This is a genomic window from Kitasatospora sp. NPDC085879, from assembly GCF_040686255.1.
GTDB lineage: Bacteria > Actinomycetota > Actinomycetes > Streptomycetales > Streptomycetaceae > Kitasatospora.
In genome coordinates this window covers 18,511-37,663 of the sequence record NZ_JBFBJZ010000031.1, presented here as the reverse complement: position 1 = coordinate 37,663, position 19,153 = coordinate 18,511, and the positions used below count along the sequence as shown (strand labels likewise).

12 protein-coding genes and 1 riboswitch are annotated in these 19,153 nt (G+C 76.8%); of the genes, 5 read left to right on the top strand and 7 right to left on the bottom strand.

Annotated elements, in window-relative coordinates; all coding sequences use genetic code 11:
- Positions 1–41 precede the first annotated feature (41 nt).
- The 4 genes from AB0P35_RS23280 to AB0P35_RS23265 form a co-directional block, all read right to left on the bottom strand.
- Entirely contained in the window at positions 42–3,620 is a 3,579-nt protein-coding gene (locus tag AB0P35_RS23280) for a DUF5682 family protein (protein WP_363513655.1), read from the bottom strand.
- Positions 3,617–4,744: an AAA family ATPase gene (locus AB0P35_RS23275; protein ID WP_363513808.1), complete on the bottom strand. Its 1,128-nt coding sequence runs from the start codon at positions 4,742–4,744 to the stop codon at positions 3,617–3,619. Before AB0P35_RS23275 ends, AB0P35_RS23280 begins: the two co-directional genes overlap by 4 nt.
- A 176-nt stretch (positions 4,745–4,920) precedes the next feature.
- Positions 4,921–9,840 (bottom strand): DNA-binding protein, encoded by a 4,920-nt coding sequence (locus tag AB0P35_RS23270; RefSeq protein WP_363513652.1) that lies wholly within the window; start codon positions 9,838–9,840, stop codon positions 4,921–4,923.
- Positions 9,837–10,703 carry a DUF4132 domain-containing protein gene (locus tag AB0P35_RS23265; RefSeq protein ID WP_095875903.1) on the bottom strand — a complete coding sequence of 289 codons (867 nt, stop codon included), beginning with the start codon at positions 10,701–10,703 and terminating at the stop codon, positions 9,837–9,839. The genes AB0P35_RS23270 and AB0P35_RS23265 overlap by 4 nt, the downstream gene beginning before the upstream one ends.
- A 391-nt stretch (positions 10,704–11,094) precedes the next feature.
- Here AB0P35_RS23265 and AB0P35_RS23260 point away from each other — a divergent pair, with 391 nt between their 5' ends.
- Positions 11,095–11,583, top strand: a complete 489-nt coding sequence (locus tag AB0P35_RS23260) for a hypothetical protein (protein ID WP_363513647.1) — start codon at positions 11,095–11,097, stop codon at positions 11,581–11,583.
- 26 nt (positions 11,584–11,609) lie between these two features.
- Here AB0P35_RS23260 and AB0P35_RS23255 read toward each other — a convergent pair whose 3' ends face one another.
- Complete coding sequence (locus tag AB0P35_RS23255) at positions 11,610–12,398, bottom strand: potassium channel family protein (RefSeq protein ID WP_363513644.1); 789 nt, start codon at positions 12,396–12,398, stop codon at positions 11,610–11,612.
- A 193-nt stretch (positions 12,399–12,591) separates the two neighbouring features.
- Positions 12,592–14,409, bottom strand: a complete 1,818-nt coding sequence (locus AB0P35_RS23250) for a hypothetical protein (protein WP_363513641.1) — start codon at positions 14,407–14,409, stop codon at positions 12,592–12,594.
- Positions 14,410–14,546: 137 nt separating this feature from the next.
- A riboswitch (ZMP/ZTP riboswitch) is annotated at positions 14,547–14,638 on the top strand.
- A gap of 23 nt (positions 14,639–14,661) precedes the next feature.
- Between AB0P35_RS23250 and AB0P35_RS23245 the strand changes: the two genes are divergently transcribed.
- From AB0P35_RS23245 to AB0P35_RS23235, 3 genes are all read left to right on the top strand, one after another.
- Positions 14,662–16,134 (top strand): glycine hydroxymethyltransferase, encoded by a 1,473-nt coding sequence (locus AB0P35_RS23245; protein ID WP_363513638.1) that lies wholly within the window; start codon positions 14,662–14,664, stop codon positions 16,132–16,134.
- Between the two features lie 539 nt (positions 16,135–16,673).
- The gene (locus tag AB0P35_RS23240) at positions 16,674–16,853 is read left to right on the top strand and encodes a hypothetical protein (protein ID WP_095875898.1); all 180 of its coding nucleotides are present in this window, start codon (positions 16,674–16,676) and stop codon (positions 16,851–16,853) included.
- 419 nt (positions 16,854–17,272) lie between these two features.
- Positions 17,273–17,863: a hypothetical protein gene (locus AB0P35_RS23235; RefSeq protein ID WP_363513635.1), complete on the top strand. Its 591-nt coding sequence runs from the start codon at positions 17,273–17,275 to the stop codon at positions 17,861–17,863.
- A gap of 5 nt (positions 17,864–17,868) precedes the next feature.
- On the opposite strand, the gene AB0P35_RS23230 is transcribed toward AB0P35_RS23235, so the two are convergent.
- The gene (locus tag AB0P35_RS23230) at positions 17,869–18,075 is read right to left on the bottom strand and encodes a hypothetical protein (protein ID WP_363513632.1); all 207 of its coding nucleotides are present in this window, start codon (positions 18,073–18,075) and stop codon (positions 17,869–17,871) included.
- Between the two features lie 321 nt (positions 18,076–18,396).
- On the opposite strand from AB0P35_RS23230, the gene AB0P35_RS23225 reads away from it, so the two are divergent.
- On the top strand, positions 18,397–19,104 hold the full coding sequence (locus AB0P35_RS23225) for a DUF4232 domain-containing protein (protein WP_363513629.1): 708 nt from the start codon (positions 18,397–18,399) through the stop codon (positions 19,102–19,104).
- The last annotated feature ends 49 nt before the right edge of the window (positions 19,105–19,153 follow it).

The window sequence follows — 19,153 nt, the reverse complement described above, 5'->3', positions numbered from 1 at the left end:
GTTCTCCGGTCGCCTGTTCTCCGGTCATCGGGGGCCTCCGGTCATCGGGAGTCCCCGCGGAGGCGGTCGCCGACCCAGCGGGCGAGGGCGAGCGGGCTGAGGGCGGCCACCGGCATGCCGGCGGCGACGAGTTGGCGGGCCACCGGCACCGAGTAGCGAGGGGTGCCGGTGTCGTCCAGGGCCGCGCAGCCCATCAGGTGCACGCCGGACGAGGCGAGCGCCCGGACCTCGCCGAGCAGGCCGCCCAGCGGGTAGCCCTCCTCGAAGTCGCTGACGACCACGACGAGGGTGCGGCTGGGCACGGTGACCAGCGAACGGGCGTGGGCGAGCGCCCCGGCGATGTGCGTGCCGCCGCCGACCTTGACCTCCAGCAGCAGCGACAGCGGGTCGGACACCCGGTCCGTCAGGTCGGCGACCTGCGTGGAGAAGGCCAGGAAGTGCGTGGACAGCGTCGGCACCCCGCCCAGCACCGCCGCGGTGAGCGCCGACCAGATGACCGAGGCCTCCATCGAGCCGGAGACGTCGACCACCAGGATCAGCCGCCAGTCGGCCTCCCGCCGCGAGCGGGTGCTGAACACCGGCTGCTCGGGCACGACGACCGTCCGGCCGTCCTCCAACCGCCGGGTGTGCGCCAGGTTGGCCCGCAGGGTGCGCGGCAGGTCGATCCGGCCGCCGGGGCGGCGGGTCGGCCGCGGCGTGGCCAGGCCGGTCAGCGCGGGCCGCATCCGGGTGGCGAGCTCGCGGGCCAGCTCCTCGACCAGGCGGCGCACCAGCGGGCGCAGCCGGTTCAGCTGGTGCTCGGGCATGCCGCCGGCCAGGTTGAGCACCGAGGTCAGCAGCTCAACGGAGGGGCGGACGGACGCCGGGTCCAGCTCGGCCAGCACGTCGGTGCGTCCGGAGTCCGCGGCGGCGGCGAGCACCTCCTCGCGGACGTCCGCGCCGAACAGCGCCTCCAGCTCGTCCGACCACTCGCGGGCGGTCGGGAAGGACGCCTCCTGGCCGCCGCCGCTGCCCGGGCCGCCGTCGAGGTCGGCGGCGCCCTCGCCGCGGCCACGGCCGTACAGCTCGTCCATCGCCTGCGCGTAGCGGCGGGCGCCGTCGCCGAGCCGCTCCGGCTCGCGGCCGAGCAGCAGCCGCCACCGGTCCGCCGGCGGGAGCCGGTCCGGGGATCCGTCGGCCGCATCGGCCGGGGCGGTCGGGTCGGGCTCGGCCGCGGCCTCCGCCGTCGGCTCCGCCGCCGGTTCGCCGGCCGGGGCCGGGGTGGTGCCGGGCAGGCCGAGAGCGGCGAGTGCCTCGGCCGCGGCGGTGTCCGCGGCCGTCCAGAGGGCGAGCAGCCCGGCCGGGGCGGCGAGCGTCAGGTCCGGGCGCTCGCCGAGCCGTTCGGTGACGGTTTCCAGCAGCCGGCCGCGGCCGGCCGGGCTGAGCGCGTCGAAGCCGGCCCGCAGCGCGGGCAGCCGCTCCAGGAAGCCGCGGTCGGGCAGTGCGTCGATCCGCCCCAGCAGCGGGCCGAGCGCGTCCGGCGCGTACTGCAGCAGCGGCCCGCCGGCCGTCAGCAGGCCGGTGAGGAGCCGGGCGAGCCGGCGGCGGCCCTCGGGGTCGGCGGCCGCGTCGACCCAGCCGGCCGCGCGGGCGCCGAGCCGGTCGGCGGTGTCCAGGTCGAGCAGCACCCGGGAGGCGAGCGCGGCGCCCTGGACGAGCGGGGAGCCGGTGCGGGCGAGCTCGGCGAGCGCGGCGTCCATGCGAAGGCCGAGCCGGTGGTCGCCGGCCCGGGTGGCGAGGGCGACCAGGGCGGTGGCGTCCGCCGGGTCCTCGCTGCCGGCGAGGCCGGGCAGGCCGCGGACGGCCGCGTCCAGCAGGACGACGGCGAGGTCGGTGGCCGCGGCCCGGCTCCGCTCGGTGGTGCCGGGCAGGTGGGAGAGCCGCAGGGCCTCCAACAGGTCCAGCGCGTCGAGGAGTTCGGCCAGGGTCGCGGAGGCGGGCAGCAGCTGCTCGGCCTCGGCGAGTCGCTCGGCCACCAGCGCGGGCAGGTCGCAGCGGGCGGCGGCGCGCAGCCCGGCCAGCAGCTGGGCGCAGGTCGGTCCGCCCTCGGCGGCCTGCCGGCGGGCGATCTCCCGCAGGGTGCCTGCGGCGGCGTGCTCGGCGGTGACGCCGCGGACGCCCGCCAGGTCGAGGCGGGCCGCGGCGGACGGCGTCCAGGCCATCCGCCAGCGGGTGGTGAGCGCCGCGCCGTCGCCGGTGCCGGACACCTCCACCGCCTTGCCGTAGCCGATGCCGCAGACCTCCAGGCGCTGCAGCAGCACCTCGCGCCGCCCGTCCAGGGCGGAGCGCAGCGGGTCGAGGCGCATCTCGCGGGAGTCCGGGTCCTCCGGGTCGGGCAGCCGCAGCGCGGCGAGCTCGGCCTCCACGGACGGGCCGAGGCCGGAGCGCGGGGTGCCGGGGGCGAGCCGGCCGCGGTCGGCGCCGACCAGGACCGCCTCCAGGGCCTTGGCGAGGGCCCGGCCGCGGCCGAGCGGTTCGCCCTGGCCGAGGACGGCCGTCACGGCCTCCAGCAGTTCGCCGCGGCCGGGGGCGGGCAGGGCGCGCAGCCGGGCGAGGTCGCCGGCCAGCCGGAGGGTCTCGGCGGCCTCGCCGGTGCCGGCCGGGTGGCCGTTCCTGCGCAGCTCGCGGCAGATCTCGGTGATCGCCCGGGCGGCGGCCTGCTGGACCTGCTCCGGGTCGCCCTGCGCGGTGAGCACGGCCTGCTGCCAGCGCGGGTCGCGGATGCCCGCGGGGTAGCCGGAGCGGGCGTCCAGCAGGTCGAAGGTGTACGGGACGAGCGAGGTCACCGGGCCGCCCTCGGCCGGGGCCTCGGGAGCCTCCCCGGCCGGAGCCTCCTCGGCCGGCGTCTCCGCGGCGGGGCCCTGCTCGGCGCCGGTCAGCGCCGGGCCGTGGAACGCGCCGACGACTGCGGCGACCCGCCGCCCGCCGGCCGCCGCGGCGGCGATCACCCGGCGCATGTGCGCCTCGCGGGCGAGGTCGCGGGTGGGTACCCCGCCGCGGTCGGCGGCGTCGCGGCGCAGCGCCCAGCCGACGGCCAGCGCGGCGCGGCGGACGGCCTCCGGTTCGCTGCCGGGGGCCCGCACCTCGACGGAGCGGTCCCACAGGTCGTCGCCCTCGCGGCCGGTGCCGGCCGCTTCCAGGGCGTCCGCGTACGCGGGGCCGGCCGGACGGCCGCCGGGCGCGGCGTCCGCCTCGGCCGGCGACCAGCCCTTGTCGGCGAGCGGCAGGTCGCAGCAGCGCACCTCGACGCCGTGCTCGCGGGCCCAGCGGAGGGCGGCGAGCTCGGGCGAGAAGTCGGCGAACGGGTAGAAGCCGAGGTGGCCGTCCTCGTCCGCCCCGGCGAGGGCGACGGGGGCGACGGTGCCCGGGTCGGCGAGGTGCGGGAGCCACCGCTGGAAGTCGGCCGGCAGCTCCACGCAGACGACCTGCGGGTCGGCCTTGTCGAGCAGGGCCGGCACCACCGCGGCCAGCGCCGGGCTGTGGTGCCGGACACCGATCAGGTAGGGCAGGGCGGAGGCGGCGAGCTCCTCCACCGCCGCCCGCGGGTCGGCGGTGGAGATCGTGGTTCGGGGGTCGGTCACCGCAGGTTCTCCCGGAGGTCCCACAGGCGGCGCCACATCGCGGAGCCGTCCTCGGCGCGGCGACGCACCGGGCCGTCCCAGTAGCCGAGCAGCCGGCCGTGGTCGGCCGGGTCGTCCTTGCGGACGGCGCCGAGCAGGTGGCCGGGGACAAGGTCGAGGACGTCGCCGCCGGGCAGGTAGGCGCGGGCCACGCCGAGCGAGGCGGCGACGTGCACCGCCTCGGCGGTGGACATGACGGTGCCGGGCCGCTCGACGTCCCAGCCCTCGGCGGAGCGGCCGGTGCGCAGGTCGCGGAAGACGGTGACCAGCACGTCCAGCACGGCGTCGTCCACGCCGAAGGCGGCGCCGGCCCGCTGCACGGCGGCGGTGGCCTGGGTGCGGACCAGCTCGGTCTCCGCGTCCGCGTCGGCGATCGGGTGCACCGTCTCGAAGTTGAAGCGGCGCTTGAGCGCGGCGGACATCTCGGAGACGCCGCGGTCGCGCAGGTTGGCGGTGGCGATCACGGTGAAGCCCGGCACCGCGGCGACGGTGGCGTCCGCGGTGCCGGCGAGCTCCGGCACGCTCACCCGGCGGTCGGAGAGGATCGACACCAGGGCGTCCTGCACCTCGGGCAGGCAGCGGGTCACCTCCTCGATCCGGGCGACCCGGCCGGTGCGCATCGCGGTCATCACCGGCGAGGCGACCAGCGCCTGCGGGGTCGGGCCCTGGGCGAGCAGCAGCGCGTAGTTCCAGCCGTAGCGGAAGGCGTCCTCGGTGGTGCCGGCGGTGCCCTGCACGGTGAGCTCGCTGGTGCCGCTGACCGCGGCGGACAGCAGCTCGGAGAGCATCGACTTGGCGGTGCCCGGCTCGCCGACCAGCAGCAGGCCGCGCTCGCCCGCGAGGGTGACCACGCAGCGCTCCACCAGCGCCCGCTCGCCGACGAACTTCGGCGGGACGACCAGCTTGGCGGGCAGCGCGCCGTCCTTGCGGCGCTTCGGCGGCAGGGCGAGGGCCTCGCCGTCGCTGCCGCACACGAAGGTCACCACCGCCGCCGGGGTCAGTGCCCAGCCGGGCGGGCGGGGGCCCTCGTCGTACGCGGCGAGGAAGGCGAGTTCCTGGGCGTACCGCTCCTCGGCCGGCAGGATCTGTCGGGCCTGCGGGGCCGCCTGGTCGGTCGGTCGGTCGGCTGCCCGGTCGGTCGTCGGAGTGGTCGTCGGGGTCGTCGGAGGCACGGTGTCGTCCTTCGGTGAGAGAGGGGAATCGGGTGTGTCGGGGCCGGGGGTGCGGCGCGGTGCCGCACCCCCGGGTGCCCGGTGCTCCGTCAGCGGCGGCGGCCGCGGCGGGCCTTGGGCGCCTTCAGCTCGCCGAACCGCGGCAGGTCGCCGTCGAGCAGGCGCTGCCAGGCCCGGCGGAACAGCTCGGCCGGCGGCTCGGCGGGCAGCAGCACGCCGAGGCCGGTGCTGCCGCCGCCGAGCAGCGGGAGCTTCCAGGTCTCCAGCGGCAGGCGCGGGCTGCGCTGCTCCGTCCAGCCGCCGGGCAGGAAGAGCGTCCGCCCGGCGCGGGTGCGGCTGGCCTGGACGACCAGGTCGGTCGCCGCCAGCTCGGCCCGGGCCGCCTTGATCCTGGCGGGCTTCCAGCCCGTCCAGCGGGCGGTGTTGCGGTCCGTCGGGTCGGGCATGGCCAGCAGCATCAGGTAGACCGCGGCGGCGTCCGCGCCGAGGCCGTGCCGCTCCGCGGCGGCCGCGACGAGGTCGGGCACCGAGCGGGACGGGTCCTGCGGCCACCAGGTGCCGTCCGGGCCGCGCTCGCCGGCGGCCGGGTCGCCCGGGTCGGCGAGCAGCGCCTCGAAGCCCGGCGAGCGGACGGCCTTCAGCGCGGCCTCGGCCGGGAACGGCTCGCCGGCGTTCTCCCGCAGCGCGGGCAGGTACGGGTCCTCGCCGGCCGCGTCCAGCAGGGCGGTGCGGATGCCCGGGGCGGGCTGGCTGTCGTAGGTGGCCATCACGACCGCGCCGTACCGCTCCCAGCCGTTGCCGGTCTCGGTCGGCGCGCCGGCCACCTTGCGGAAGGCCGGCAGGCCGACGTAGCGGCCGAGGTCGAGCATCAGCCCGGGGTGGGCGAGCCGCTCGCGGACGGCGGCCAGCGCGGCGGGCAGCGAGGCCCGCAGCGGGTCGCCGGCCGGCAGCCGGTGCGCCAGCCACCCGGTCATCGCGACCGCGCCGACGAGGGTCGCCGCGGTGAACCCGGCGCCCGGCTTCACCGGCACCACGCGGTCCCGCTCGACGTGCCACTCCAGGTCCCGGGTCAGCTCCTTCGACCCGGCCGGCTCCAGCACCGCGGCCAGCGCCTCGCGCGCCGACCAGCCGGTGCGCACCGCGCGGACGGCCTCCGCGAGCAGTGCCTCCGGGACGGCGATCCGGCGTCCGACCTGCTCGTTCCAGACCGCCGCGGCGGCGGCCACGTCCGGGCCCTCCGTCCACAGCAGGGCCGGGTCGGCCGGAACCAGGGCGGTGACCAGCGTCCGGCGGGTGCCGACGTCGAGCGAGCGCAGCTCGTCCCGGGCGACCGCCGCGTCGGCGACCTTCAGCTTGAGCAGCGACCGGGTCTCGGCGGGCAGGAAGCTGCGTTCCCACTGCTCGACCCGCGGCAGGCCGGCCACCACCAGGGCGGCCATGGTGGTGGTGACGCCGGTGAGTTCGGCGAACCGCGCGGCGGCCTCCGGGAACCACGGCGCCGGCTCGCGGTCCGCGGCGTACGCGAGCAGCGCGGCCGCCCGGTCGTCGGGTGCGGTGCCCTTGAGCGGCTCCGCGGAGACCAGCGTGTACGGCGCGGGCACCGTGAACCGCCCGGCCGGGTCGTGGAAGAGCGCGGTGGACTCGGTGGAGCCGTCGCCCGCCACGTCGCCGTCGACGAAGAGCAGGAAGGCGCCCTCGCCGAGCGGCAGCAGCATGTCCTTGTCGCCGTGCCGGACGGTGCCCTCGCGGTCGGTCAGGTGGTGGGCCGCGACGTGCACCCGGACCCGCCGCCAGCGCTCGGTGCCCGCGGTGTCGGCGAGGCCGAGGCCGGCCAGGCAGTCGAACAGGCCGCGCAGCGCCTCGCGGTCCTCGGGCGCGGAGGCCGCCGTCACGGCGCGCAGCGCGGTGGCGCCGGGCAGTGCGGGCAGCAGCTCCCAGTCGATCCGCTCGTGCGCGGGCTCGACGCCGTCCAGGTGGACGGTGCCGGGCGCGGCGCCCTCCGTGCCGGGCCGGGCGTGCCGGGCGAGGAAGTGCAGCTGGTCAGCGGCGTAGCGGGTGTTCCGCGAGCCGTACCAGTGGCCGCCGACCGCGCCGAGGCCGCTGAGCGCCGGGTGGAGCTCCTGGTCGCTGGGGCCGGGGGACTCCTCGGCCGGGGCGGCGCCGCCGGCCAGCTCCAGCGCCAGCCGCTCGGCGACGGCGTTCAGCCGCTGCTGCGGGCCGACCGCGAAGCGGAGCACGCCGGCGATGCCGGCCACCAGCCGGTCGTCGGTGACCTCCGGCAGCACCGCGCGGACGGCCGCGGCCAGCTCCGCGGGCTGCTGCGGGTCGGTCTCGGCGCCGGCCTTGAGCAGGGCGGCGGCCGTCCCGTCGTCGAGGCGGCGCAGCGCGGCGGAGCCCCGCGGGTCGCGCGGCTGCAGGTAGTGCCAGTAGCGCAGCGGCGGCAGGATCAGGGTGCCCTCGGCGAACGCGCCGGGTGCGTCGTCGGTGCGGGCGGTGGCGGTGGTGTGGCCGTCCGCGTCGACCAGCCGGATGCCGTACGTGCCGTCCCGGACGACGGCCTGCGGCCGGTCCGCGCCGGGGAACCGCACCAGCCGCAGCGGGCAGCCCTGGTTCGGGGGCAGGGTGATGCCGCGTCCGGCGAGGTCCTCGCCGCGGTGCGAGCCGTCGGGCAGGGTGAGGGTGCGCCAGCCGAGCACGCCGTCGACCGGCGCGCCGCCGGGGGTGGTCTCGGCGGTCGGCGCGGGCATCACCCAGCCGCCGCAGGCCTTGCTGCCCGTGGGGGCGTCGTGCAGCGTGTCGGCGAGGAAGGCGGGCGAGGCGGCCCGGCCGACGGTGCCGGTCGCCGGGTCGTACTCGTGCCAGGTGTACGGGGCGTCGCCGCCCGGGTCGGCCCACACCCAGCAGGAGCGGCCGTCCGAGAGGACCTGCCGCTCGGCGGGCAGCGCGGTGTCGCCGACGTGCAGCACGCCGTGGCCGGTCGTCCGGCCGCCGCCCTCCAGCGGCAGGCCGAAGGTGCCCAGCGAGCCCAGCCAGTAGGTGCGGGTGCCGCGCCGGGAGGTGCCCTCCGGCATGGTGAACACCTGGTCGGCGGCGGTGTGCCAGTAGCCGCGGAAGCGCCGGTTGTTGGCCTGCGACTGCCAGTGGACGAGCAGCGAGCCGTCCACGTAGTGGAAGCCGGACTCGGCGGAGTCGCCGGCGGGTATCCGCAGGTCGTGCCGGAGCACGGTGCCCTCGGCGCCGAGCACCCGGGCCTGCGAGGGGCCGGCCGCGATCAGGTGCGGCCAGGCGTCGGCGACCACGATGTCGTCGATGTCCTTGCGGGGGACGAGCTCGGCGGCGGCCTCGTCCCAGGCCGGCCAGCCCAGCTCGTCGAGCAGGCCGGCCCGCAGCCCGCGGGCGAGCACCGTCGACAGGTCGGCGGCGGCCGCGGCGCGGACCTCGTCCTCGGCGAGCACCAGGACCTCGCCGGGCAGCCAGCCCAGCCGCTGGAAGGCGTTCGGCAGGTCGGGCAGGCCGGCGGCGAGCGGCTGGCGGGCGATCTCGGCCATCCACTCGGCGAGCATCGGCCGGCCGCCGGGCGAACCGGCCAGCACCTTCAGGGCGTTCCGCCCGTCGGTGTCGTTGGAGAGCCGGTCCGCGCCGCGCCGGAACGCGGGCCGGAACCGCTCGTCGGCCGCGATCGCGAGCAGGTCGCGCCGCTCCTCCTGGCCAGCCCACGGCTCCAGCCGCAGCAGGGCGTCGGAGGCGGGGTCGGCGACCGGCACACCGAGCGCGAGCAGCCGGTCCAGCAGGTCGACGTCGGAGCCGTTGGCCGCCGCCGCGGTGCCGGCGGCGGTGTGTTCGGCACACAGCTGCCCGGCCATCCGCTCGACCAGCGGGTGCAGCGCGGGGATCGGCGAGGCGCCGTTCCAGCGGTTGCCACGCCAGGAGAGCAGCCGGTCGAACCAGCCGGCGGCGCCGTCGGCGGGGCGCTCCTCGCGCGGCAGCGTCCCGTCGCACAGACCGGCGGTGGCGCCGGACTCCTCCAGCACCTCCACCCAGAAGCCGGGCAGGTCGGCGTCGTAGGAGGACGGCATCAGGTCGAGCAGGCGGCCGCGGGCGGCCGCGTCGCGCCGGCCGAGCGCCACCAGAGCGGCGCGGTGCCGCTGCCACCAGCCGGCGGCGGCGCGCAGGGTGGCGGGCAGGGCGAGGAGTTCGGAGAGGTAGTCGGCCTCGGCGGCCTCCGGGTCCTCACCGGCGGCGCGGGCCAGCCGGCGCAGGTCGGTGGCCATCACGGCGGACGGCTCCAGGCCGCCCGCGGTGCGGCGCACGCAGAGCCGGCGGAAGCGCTCGAAGGCCTCGGCGGCGGGCACCCGGGCGCTCAGCTCCTTGGCGTACCCGGAGAGCACCTTGACGGGCAGTGCGCCGGCCAGGGCGAACTCCAGGAAGACCGCGTCCAGCCGCTGCTCGTCGAGGACCAGGCCGTGCTGCGCCTCGGCCTTGCGGGCCTTGGCGAACAGCTGGGCGGCGAACTGGGTGTTCTCGACGCCGAGGAAGACCCGGGCGGCCTGCTCGTAGAAGGTCGGCAGGAAGTGCGGCACGGCCTCGGCCAGCCGTTCGGCGGTCTGCTGGTAGGCCTCCATGGCGGCCTTCGGCCGGGAGGAGGCCAGCTTGGCGATCCGTTCCAGCTCGGGCACGATGCCCAGCGCGTGGTGGCCGTCCTCCGGGTGGTGCGCGAGCACCCACTCCGGGAAGCCCAGGGCCTGACGCAGGCCGAGGCCGACCTCGGCCGGCTCGGTGTCCGGGAGCAGGCCGAGGAAGCCGACCGCCTGGTCCTCGGCGGCACCCAGCTCGGCGGGCACCAGGCGGACCACGACGCGGCCGTCCAGGCCGGGGTGGCGGTAGGTGCGGGCGGTCAGCGGGACGGCCCGGTCGCCGGCGCCCTCGGTGCCGGGCGGCAGCACGGCGCCGGCCTGCAGCAGCTCGACGGCCTGGGTCTCGGTCATCGCGGTGTCCTTGTTCGTGCTCATGCGTTCTTCCCCTCCTGCACCGTGCGGCCGGCGTACAGCGCGGCGGCCATCCGCATTCCCTCGGACCAGGCGACCGGCCCGACCTCGGGCAGGGTCAGTGCCCGGCCCTCGGTGTCCCGCCAGCACAGCGCGCCGGTCTGCGAGTCGCCGTCCCAGTACGGCTCGCCGATCCACACCGCCGGCTCGACGGTGCGCTCGCCGTCCCGCACCCGGATGGTGGCGTAGCCGCCGGAGACCCGGTAGCCGAGCGAGGTGGCGCGGGCGGCCAGGCCGAACCGCGAGGGGAAGGAGCCGCCGGCGAAGTCCTTGACCTCGGTGGCCTTCTCCGCGACGTCCGCGGGCTTGTGCCAGGTCGCCCGGTGGATCTGGTCCACACCCTGGACGACGCCGAGCTCGGCGGCGAACTCCCGCAGGTCGTCCAGGTCCTCCAAGAGCACCGGGTGCGGCAGCGTGACGGTGGCGGGGGAGATGCGCACCGTCTCGCCGTCCAGGTCGACCAGCCGCAACTCGCCGTCGGCGGTGGCGTCGCGCAGGAAGCCGACCTCGTCCTCGCCCTCGCCGACGACCACCAGGTCGCGCAGCGCGGCCTGCCAGGCCTCGTCCGGCCAGATCCGGGCCAGCAGCCCGGTCGGCACCGGCAGCGAGGACACCATCCAGGCGTCCACCTGCTCCCGGCAGGACGCCGCGTGGCGCTCCAGCCAGGTCGCGAACCGGCGCAGCCGGTCCGTCTCGGGGTGCTCGCGCACCGCCTTCGGCAGCGACTTCAGCTGCCTCCCCGCGGAGCGGCCGGACGTCGACCGCGCCGTCACCCGGCCCTCCACCAGGGCGACCTCGTACCCGTCGCCCGCCGCCAGCCAACCCATTACGACCCCACCTCGTGCTCTACACGTCGTCAGAAACCCCCGCAGCCGACCGGGGGTCCAAACACCCCGTTTGCGGTGATGTCCGGAAACCTAGCGCCACCCGCGGACAACGCGTCCCGGCAGCCGGTGCACCGGCCCCCGGAGGCACGCCGGCCGGGGTCGGGGAGGGAGACGGCCGACGCGGCCGCGGGGTTGCGGCCCCCGCGGGCCGGGGTGCGTCCGAGGCGGGGCCGGCCCGCGCCCGCGGGCTCGTCACTGCACGCACCAGGCGGGCCCCGCCTCCGGGACCGTGCCCTTCCCGGTCGGCGCGCCGCCCGGACCCTGTGGCGCAGATCACATTGAATGGACACGCCCTGACGAACCATCAGCCACCGGACTCCGAGGAGGGACCATGGCCGCGGGCCCCGACACCGCACGCCTGCTGCGCTTGATGGCGCGCACCGACCCCAGGATCTGGGAGATCCTCTTCCCGCACCTGCCGCTGACCGCCGAGGGCCGCGCCGTGGCCCTCAACCCGCAGCCGCTGCCGCCGGTCGAACTCCTCGGGGCGGCCGCGCGCCGCACCGCCGTGGGCGTCGCCGAGGCCGCCGTCGCCGCGCACATCGCCGGCCGCGACCCGCGCGAGGTGCTGCAGGACGCCGACGGCGACTGGTGCCCGCAGCCGCCGTACCTGACGATCCCGTGGCCGAAGAAGTGGCCGCTGCCCTGGCCGCCCGGCGAGCCGTACCCGATCGACCCGGAGTGGGCGGCCCCCGCCGTCCAGGCCACCGCGGGCATGGTGCTGCAGTCCTACGCCGAAGGCATCCTCGACAAGGAGCTCTCCGCCGCCTTCGGCGCCTCCGCCGAGAAGCTGCTCGGGGCCGCGCTGAACGGAGGCTGACCACCTGTCGGGCGTGTCCCGGCCGGTCAGCCGCTCGGGACGCGCTCCGCCCGGCCGCCCGCGTCGGCCGCCGGCATCGGCTCGCCGCCGTCGCCCGACCTGCCGCTCAACTCGGCCAGCTCGCGCCGCAGTTCCCGCACCTCCGCGGTGAGGTCCTGGATCGCCCGGTGGTTGCGGTGGTCCAGCCGGTCCTCCGCCTCGAAGCGGGCCACGAACCAGGCCGCGATGTTCGCCGTCACCACACCCAGCAGGGCGATCCCGGACAGCATCAGCGCCACCGCCAGCAGCCGGCCCAGCCCCGTGGTCGGCGTCAGGTCGCCGTAGCCCACCGTCGTCATCGTGGTGAACGACCACCACAGCGCGTCGCCGAGGGTGCGGATGGTCGCCGTGGGCGAGTCCCGCTCGATCTCCAGCACCGCCAGCGAACCGAACACCAGCAGCCCCAGCACCACCCCCGCCACATAGGTCGTCAGCCGGACCTGCGAGGCCATCCGCACCCGCTGACCCGCCAGCAGCAGCGTCGACACCAGCCGCAGCAGCCGCAGCGGCTGCACCAGGGGCAGCAGCACCGACGCCAGGTCCAGCGGGCTGCGGCGGACGAACTCCCAGCGCCGCTCCGCCAGCACCAGCCGCGTTCCGTAGTCCACCGCGAAAGCGGCCCACACCGCCCACTCGGCCCAGGCCGCCCCGCGCAGCACCCACCCGGGCGCACCCGGGGCGAGCACCGGCACCGCGTAGGCGACGGCGAACAGCACGGACAGCACGATGAGCGGGAGCTGCGTGTGGCGCTCCCAGCGTTCGCGTCGGGTCGTCATGGCCGGCCTTCCTCGACGAGCTACGGGGCCCGGGCCCGACCGCCGCGCCGCCCCCGATGGTCCCCGACGGCCGCCGCGACCCCGCGCGGCGTGCGACAGGAGGCCGGCGGCTGCCACCGCACCGGACGAACGCCCTGGTCAACAGCCCCGGAGGCATCCTCCCACGGCAGCGCGCCGCCGATCGCCGCGATCGTCAGGGCCGAGCGGTCGCCGATTCCTGGACCCGCCCCTGCAGCGCCCTGGACAGCTCCGCCACGCACGCCGCCAGCTGCCCCGTCGTCAGCTGTGCCGGATCGCCGCCGCACCCGCCGGCCGGCGCGGGCGCCTGCGCGGTGGGCGTCGGCGAGGGCGTCGCGGGCGCCGGCGCCCGGCTCGGCTGCCCGCCGGGCGCGGTGATGCTGCCGCTCAGCGACACCAGGTTCGGCTTCACCGTGGCGTCGCCGGACAGGTCGACGTAGTCCTGGGTCTGCCCGTTGAAGTCCACGAAGCCGCGCCACATGTCCCGGCCGAACGGGACGATCTCCTGCAGCGCGCCGCCCTGGCCGGCGCTGATGGTGATCGCCGTCTGCTGCGCCATGTACGACACCATCCGGCTCGCCAGCACGTCCAGGTTCACCGACGGGGCGTCGTCGCCGCGCACGTACACGTGCAGGTCGTTTAGGCCGCCGCCGGTCCGGTCCGCCCGCAGCACCGCGAACGCCACCACCAGCTGCGACGAGCTCTCCCGCGGGACCAGCGGCGTCACGTAGTACAGGTGGCCGTCCGCCTTCGAGCGCAGCAGGAACTCACCCGGGTTGCCGGCGTTCGTCGAGGCCGAGGTGTGCGCGTAGCCGAAGCCGCGGTCGTCCTTCGCGCCGCGCCCGCCCAGCCACTGCACCTCGTGGATCTGCGCGCGGACCACCGACGCCGGGTACACCGCCCCGGGCAGTTCGCCCGGCGCGACCTCCTTGCGGTACGTCATGTCCGGCTTGCCGTCGATCGAGCCGCGCAGCACCAGCACCCCGGCCGGCTCCAGCACGGTGCGCTGCTTCCAGCCGATCTGCCGGGCCACCGAGATCACCACCACCGGCAGCGCCGTCCGCGGGTCGGGCCCGTCGCAGTAGCCCCAGATGTCCTGCTCGCTGTAGACCAGGTCGGGGAAGCGTTCGGCGAGCAGGTTGCGCAGGCTGGTGGCGCCCGTCCCGGAGAAGGCCCGGTCGAAGGCGTGGCCGCCGCGGAAGGCGCAGGTGGCGACGGTGTTCGAGCGGCCGTCCCAGACCGCGACGCCCTCCATCGGCTGCTCCCCGGAACCGTCCAGGAGGGCCGTCCACACTCCGCCGCCCTGCGAGGCGTCCGGCAGGTAGTGCAGGCTGTGCCCCATCAGGTGCACCCCGGAGGTCAGACCGGCGCTGTCGGTGAGCGCCTTGCTCGCCGCCGCGTACGAGGCGGTGCGCGCCTCGAAGTCGAAGTCGGGCATCGGCTCGGTCTTCACGCAGGCCGGCACGTCGGCGGTGCCGACCAGGTCGCAGCGGCCGCCGTCGCCCTTGCGGGTGTGCTCCGTCACCGGCAGCACCGAGCGCGGGACGGCCGTGCCGCCGGCCGGGACGTCGAGCACCGTCGCCGCCGCGTAGAACCGGCCCGCGTCCTTGTCGTCGTCCCACATCCCGGTGCCCGCCCGCACCAGCGAACCCGCCACCGCCAGCAGCACCGCCGCCAGTGCCAGCCGCACCCGCCACCCGCGGAACCCCGCCCCGGACTCCTCCGCGACGTACGCCACCACCCACACCGTGCCGAGCAGCCCCACCGCGACCCAGACCCAGAACAGCGGCGTCGCGTCCAGCGGGCCGCCGTGCGGGAACAACTCCTGCTCGATCAGCAGCACATAGCTCTGGTCCTGCTGCCCGAACCCGCCGAACACGGCGTGCTTGACCACCCACACCAGCAGCGCCGCCAGCGGCATCCACAGCCACCAGACGGCCAGCGCCAGCAGCCCGCGCCGCACCACGCCCCGACGAATGTCACGCTTCGTCATGATTCCCCCCGTTCATCCCCGCCGCCCCGCCCCCGGTGCACGGGCCCCCGGACCTCGTCCTTCCCGCGGCGCCCGCTCGGCAAGCCCGTCCGCAGGACGGACCGGGGCGCCACCGGCCGGGCACGGTTGGTACGCTCCCGGTGAGCCGTGACTGGCGCGCAGGGATGGATTCGACCATCGGGGAGCGGCTCCGTGTCTCACGCTGTCGCCGTGCGCCTGGGCCGTCCGAATCGTCGTCACGAGGAGACAGCCTTGGCCACGCCCGGCTACCCGTCCGCGCCCCACACCGCCGTCGACCCCACCGCGGGCACCGCCTTCCGCACCGCCGTCGACACCGTCCGCGCCGTCGAGCCCAGGATCGCCGACGCCATCGGCGCCGAGATCCAGGACCAGCGCGCCTCGCTCAAGCTCATCGCCAGCGAGAACTACGCCTCCCCGGCGGTCCTGCTCGCCATGGGCAACTGGTTCAGCGACAAGTACGCCGAGGGCACCGTCGGCCGCCGCTTCTACGCCGGCTGCCGCAACGTCGACACCGTCGAGGCACTCGCCGCCGAACACGCCCGCGAACTCTTCGGCGCCGAACACGCCTACGTCCAGCCGCACTCCGGCATCGACGCCAACCTGGTCGCCTTCTGGGCCGTGCTCTCCCAGCGGGTCGAGAGCCCCGCGCTGCAGCGCGCCCAGGTCCGCCAGGTCAACGACCTCACCGAGCAGGACTGGGCCGAACTGCGCCGCGAACTCGGCAACCAGCGCCTGCTCGGCATGTCCCTGGACTCCGGCGGCCACCTCACCCACGGCTTCCGCCCCAACATCTCCGGCAAGATGTTCGACCAGCGCAGCTACGGCACCGACCCGGCCACCGGCCTGATCGACTACGACGCGCTGCGCGCCACCGCCCGCGAGTTCCGCCCGCTGATCCTGGTCGCCGGCTACTCCGCCTACCCGCGGCTGGTCAACTTCCGCCTGATGCGCGAGATCGCCGACGAGGTCGGCGCCACCCTCATGGTCGACATGGCGCACTTCGCCGGCCTGGTCGCGGGCAAGGTCCTCACCGGCGACTTCGACCCGGTGCAGCACGCCCAGATCGTCACCACCACCACCCACAAGTCGCTGCGCGGCCCGCGCGGCGGCATGGTGCTGTGCACCTCCGAGCTGGCCGAGCACGTCGACCGCGGCTGCCCCATGGTCCTCGGCGGCCCGCTCTCGCACGTGATGGCCGCCAAGGCCGTCGCCCTCGCCGAGGCCCGCCGCCCCGAGTTCCGGGCGTACGCCCAGCAGGTCGTCGACAACGCGCAGGCGCTCGCCGACGGCCTGCTGCGCCGCGGGGCCCGCCTGGTCACCGGCGGCACCGACAACCACCTGGTGCTGATCGACGTCTCCGGCCACGGCCTGACCGGCCGCCAGGCCGAGGCCGCCCTGCTGGACTCCGGCGTCGTCACCAACCGCAACGCGGTGCCCAACGACCCGAACGGCGCCTGGTACACCTCGGGCGTGCGGATCGGTACCCCGGCGCTCACCACCCGCGGCCTCGGCACCGCCGAGATGGACGAGATCGCCGACCTCATCGACACCGCGCTGCGCGGCACCACCCCCGCCACGACCGCCGCCGGCGCCCCCTCCAAGGCCCAGTACGTGCTGGACGCCCAGGTGCGGGACGCCGTCGCCAAGCGGGCCGAGGACCTGCTCGCCGGCTTCCCGCTCTACCCGGGCCTCGACCTGGCCTGACACCCCGGCGCCCCGGCGGCACCCCCGCACCCGGGAGTGCCGCCGGGGCCGTCCGCACCCGGATGTCACAGCCGGCGCCAAACTGGACCTGATCGCGGCGATGGGCGCCGACGGCGTGGTGATGGACGGGCTGGACGCGGCATCGGTCGGCGAGGCGGTCGCCCGGGCCCGGCCGGACAGGATCGTGCACCGGATGACGGCCACCTCCCCGGCCCACGCCGGCAAGCCCGACATCAAGCACCCGGACCTTTGGTTCGCCCTCACCAACCGGCTGCGCCGCGAGGGCACCGACCACCTGCTGGCCGCGGCCGGGGCGACCGGTGTGCCGCACGTCGTCGCCCAGGGCTACGCCAGCTGGAACGGCATCCGCGAGGGTGGCTGGGTCAAGACCGAGCAGGACCCGTCGGCCCGGTCGCCGACGCCTGGGCGATCGCCCACGCGGCGAACCGGGCCCGCCGCCCCACGGACCGACCTCTCCGACCGGGACCCTGGGGCGGGGCCTAAGCTGTGCCGACCGACAAGACAGGTGGTGGTGAACAGTGCACAAGCAGTGGCCCGAGGGACCGCCCGCCGAGCCGGCCCCGGCCCGGCCGCAGTTCGCCTACGACCTGCGGCCGGTGCGCCTCGCCGCCGGCCCGGCACCGGCCGCCGACCCGCCCGCCCGCGGCCTGTTCCGCCGCACCCGCCTCCTCGCCTTCGGCCGCTCCCCGCGCCGCTGAGCCCCGTGGTCCCCGTGTGCCTAGCCCCGTCGCCGACCGTCGGCCGGGAGCCCCGGTCCTCGCCGGTCGGGGCGCGTCGGACGAGTGCGGCATCGGCGGTCGTCGTCTCGATCCGGACCGGTCGGCCCGGGGCGGCCTCGTAGCGGATCACCGTCCGCGCGACCGCGGCAGCGCACGGGGCGGGTCCGGCCGCCGCGGCCACCGGGATCCGGCCTCCGGTCGGGATCTCCACGGTTCGGGCAGGCCCGCGGTGGGTGAAGCGGAGCACCGGGGCGCCCGGCTCCACCAGGAGGTGCCCCACGGAGGAGCCGTCCAGCAGCTCCAGGCCCCTCCTCGTCCCACTCCTCGTGGATCGGCCGCCCACCGTAGAACACCCCCGGAACGGTCACCGCCGTGGGGCGGTGGACCAGAATGGCCGGATGCCCGACGCGTTCACGCTCCTGCTGCAGGCGGCCGACCTGCTGCCCGACGACGCCCGGACGCCGGACGGCGGGACGCCGTCGGACATCCGGGACTGCGCACGCGGCCACGACTGGGAGTTCGTGTTCGACCTGCTGCTCGCGATGGGCCGGACGCGGTCGCTGCCGCCCGGATACTGGGCGCTGCTCGCGGACGCGGCCGAGCAGGCGGGCCGGGAGCGCGCCGCCCGCTGGTGCGGTTGGCGCCGGGGCGAGGCCGAGCGCGGCGGGTTGCGTGCGGAGCTGGTGCCGACAGGCCCGGGAGAGGGGCCGCGTCGGACACCGTTCGACGGGGACGGCCGACTGCGACCGATGTGGGACATCGGGCTGCGGACGCCGGACGGCGGGCTCCGCCTGGCCGTTGCCGCGCTGTGGGTGGAGGACAGGCCGCTGCTTGCCCCGGGCGCGTCGGCCACCGTGCGGCTGGCACCGCTCACCCCGGAGCTCTGGCACTCGGTCACGGTCGGTCAGAGCCTCACCATGTACGAGACCCGCGAGCCGGGAGGCCGCGCGAGGGTGATCGGTGTCGTCCCGCCGTTCGGAGGCGGGTGACCGGATCAGCCGGTGGTGGCCGGGTCCGGGGCGGGGCGCAGGCCGAGGGCGAAGGCGGCGGGGAAGCCCGGGTGGCCGAGGTGGGACAGCACCTCGTAGATCACGGCCGGCAGCTGGTCGAATGCGTGGGCGGCGGTCGGCGCCGGGGCGAGCGTCCGGCCGGTGTGCCACGGGTCGGGCAGCGGGCCCCGTGCCTGGGCGTCGTTCCGCATGGTCTGCTCCTCCGGCGGGGACGGTTCGTCAACGACATGGTGGCGGTGAGGCGGTCGGGCACCAGGCGGCGCGCCGGTCGCGTCACCCGATCCGATGGACCGTCAGGGCGCGCGGGGTCCGTCCTGCGCGGTTCCGTGCGGAAGTGGTGATCGTTCCGTGCTGGATCGCGGGCCGCGCGGGGTGTGGGATGTGCGCCGTGGCGGCAACCGGCCGTGCGGCGGTGCGCGTCCCTTCGGGCGGTGGCGCCCCGCGGCGGTCGGCGGGCGCCGAGGGCCGGCGCCGTCCCGGTGGCCGGACCGTCCGAAACGAAAGGCCCTGCCGTGGACATTCGCCGTCGCGCACTCACCGCCCTGCTCGCCCTCTCCTCCCCGCTGGTGCTGACCGGGTGCACCGGCGACGGCTCCGACGGCTCCGGGGACGCCTCCGGCACCACCGTGGTCTCCGCCGCCCCCTCGGCCGCCGGTTCCGCGTCCGCCGGGGCCTCCGCCACCGCCACGCCGTCCGGGCACACCGGCAGCTCGGCCTCGGCCATCGCCAAGCCCTCGGCGAAGCCCACCCCGACGGCCGCCCCCGCCGGGGGCGGGGGAGAGGTGGAACACTGCGTCAACCCGATGCTGAGCGTCGCCGTGTCGAGCTCGGACGGCGCCGCCGGCACGATGGTGCAGCGCTTCGTCCTCACCAACGTGTCCGCCGCGCCCTGCTCGCTGACGGGCCGCCCCACCGTCGTCCCCTACGCGCCGGCCGGCTCGCCCGCGCTCTCGGTGGCGGTCGGCGCGATCCCGGCGGGCTTCGGCGGACTCGGAGGGAGCGGCGGCACGCTGGTGCTCGCCCCCGGCGGCACCGCCGCGTTCTTCCTCAAGTGGAGCAACGTCCCCACCGGTGACGCACCCTGCCCCAAGGCGGCCGGCTTCGCCTTCCGCGCGCCGCTGGACCCGCTGGCCGACGCGGACAAGAAGGTCCCGTTCGCCTTCCAGCCGTGCGGCGCACTCCAGGTCTCGCAGGTGCTGCCCGCCTCCGTCACCTCCTGACGGTCCCGCCGGCCGCGGCCCGCGCGCCGACACTGATCGCGACGACCGC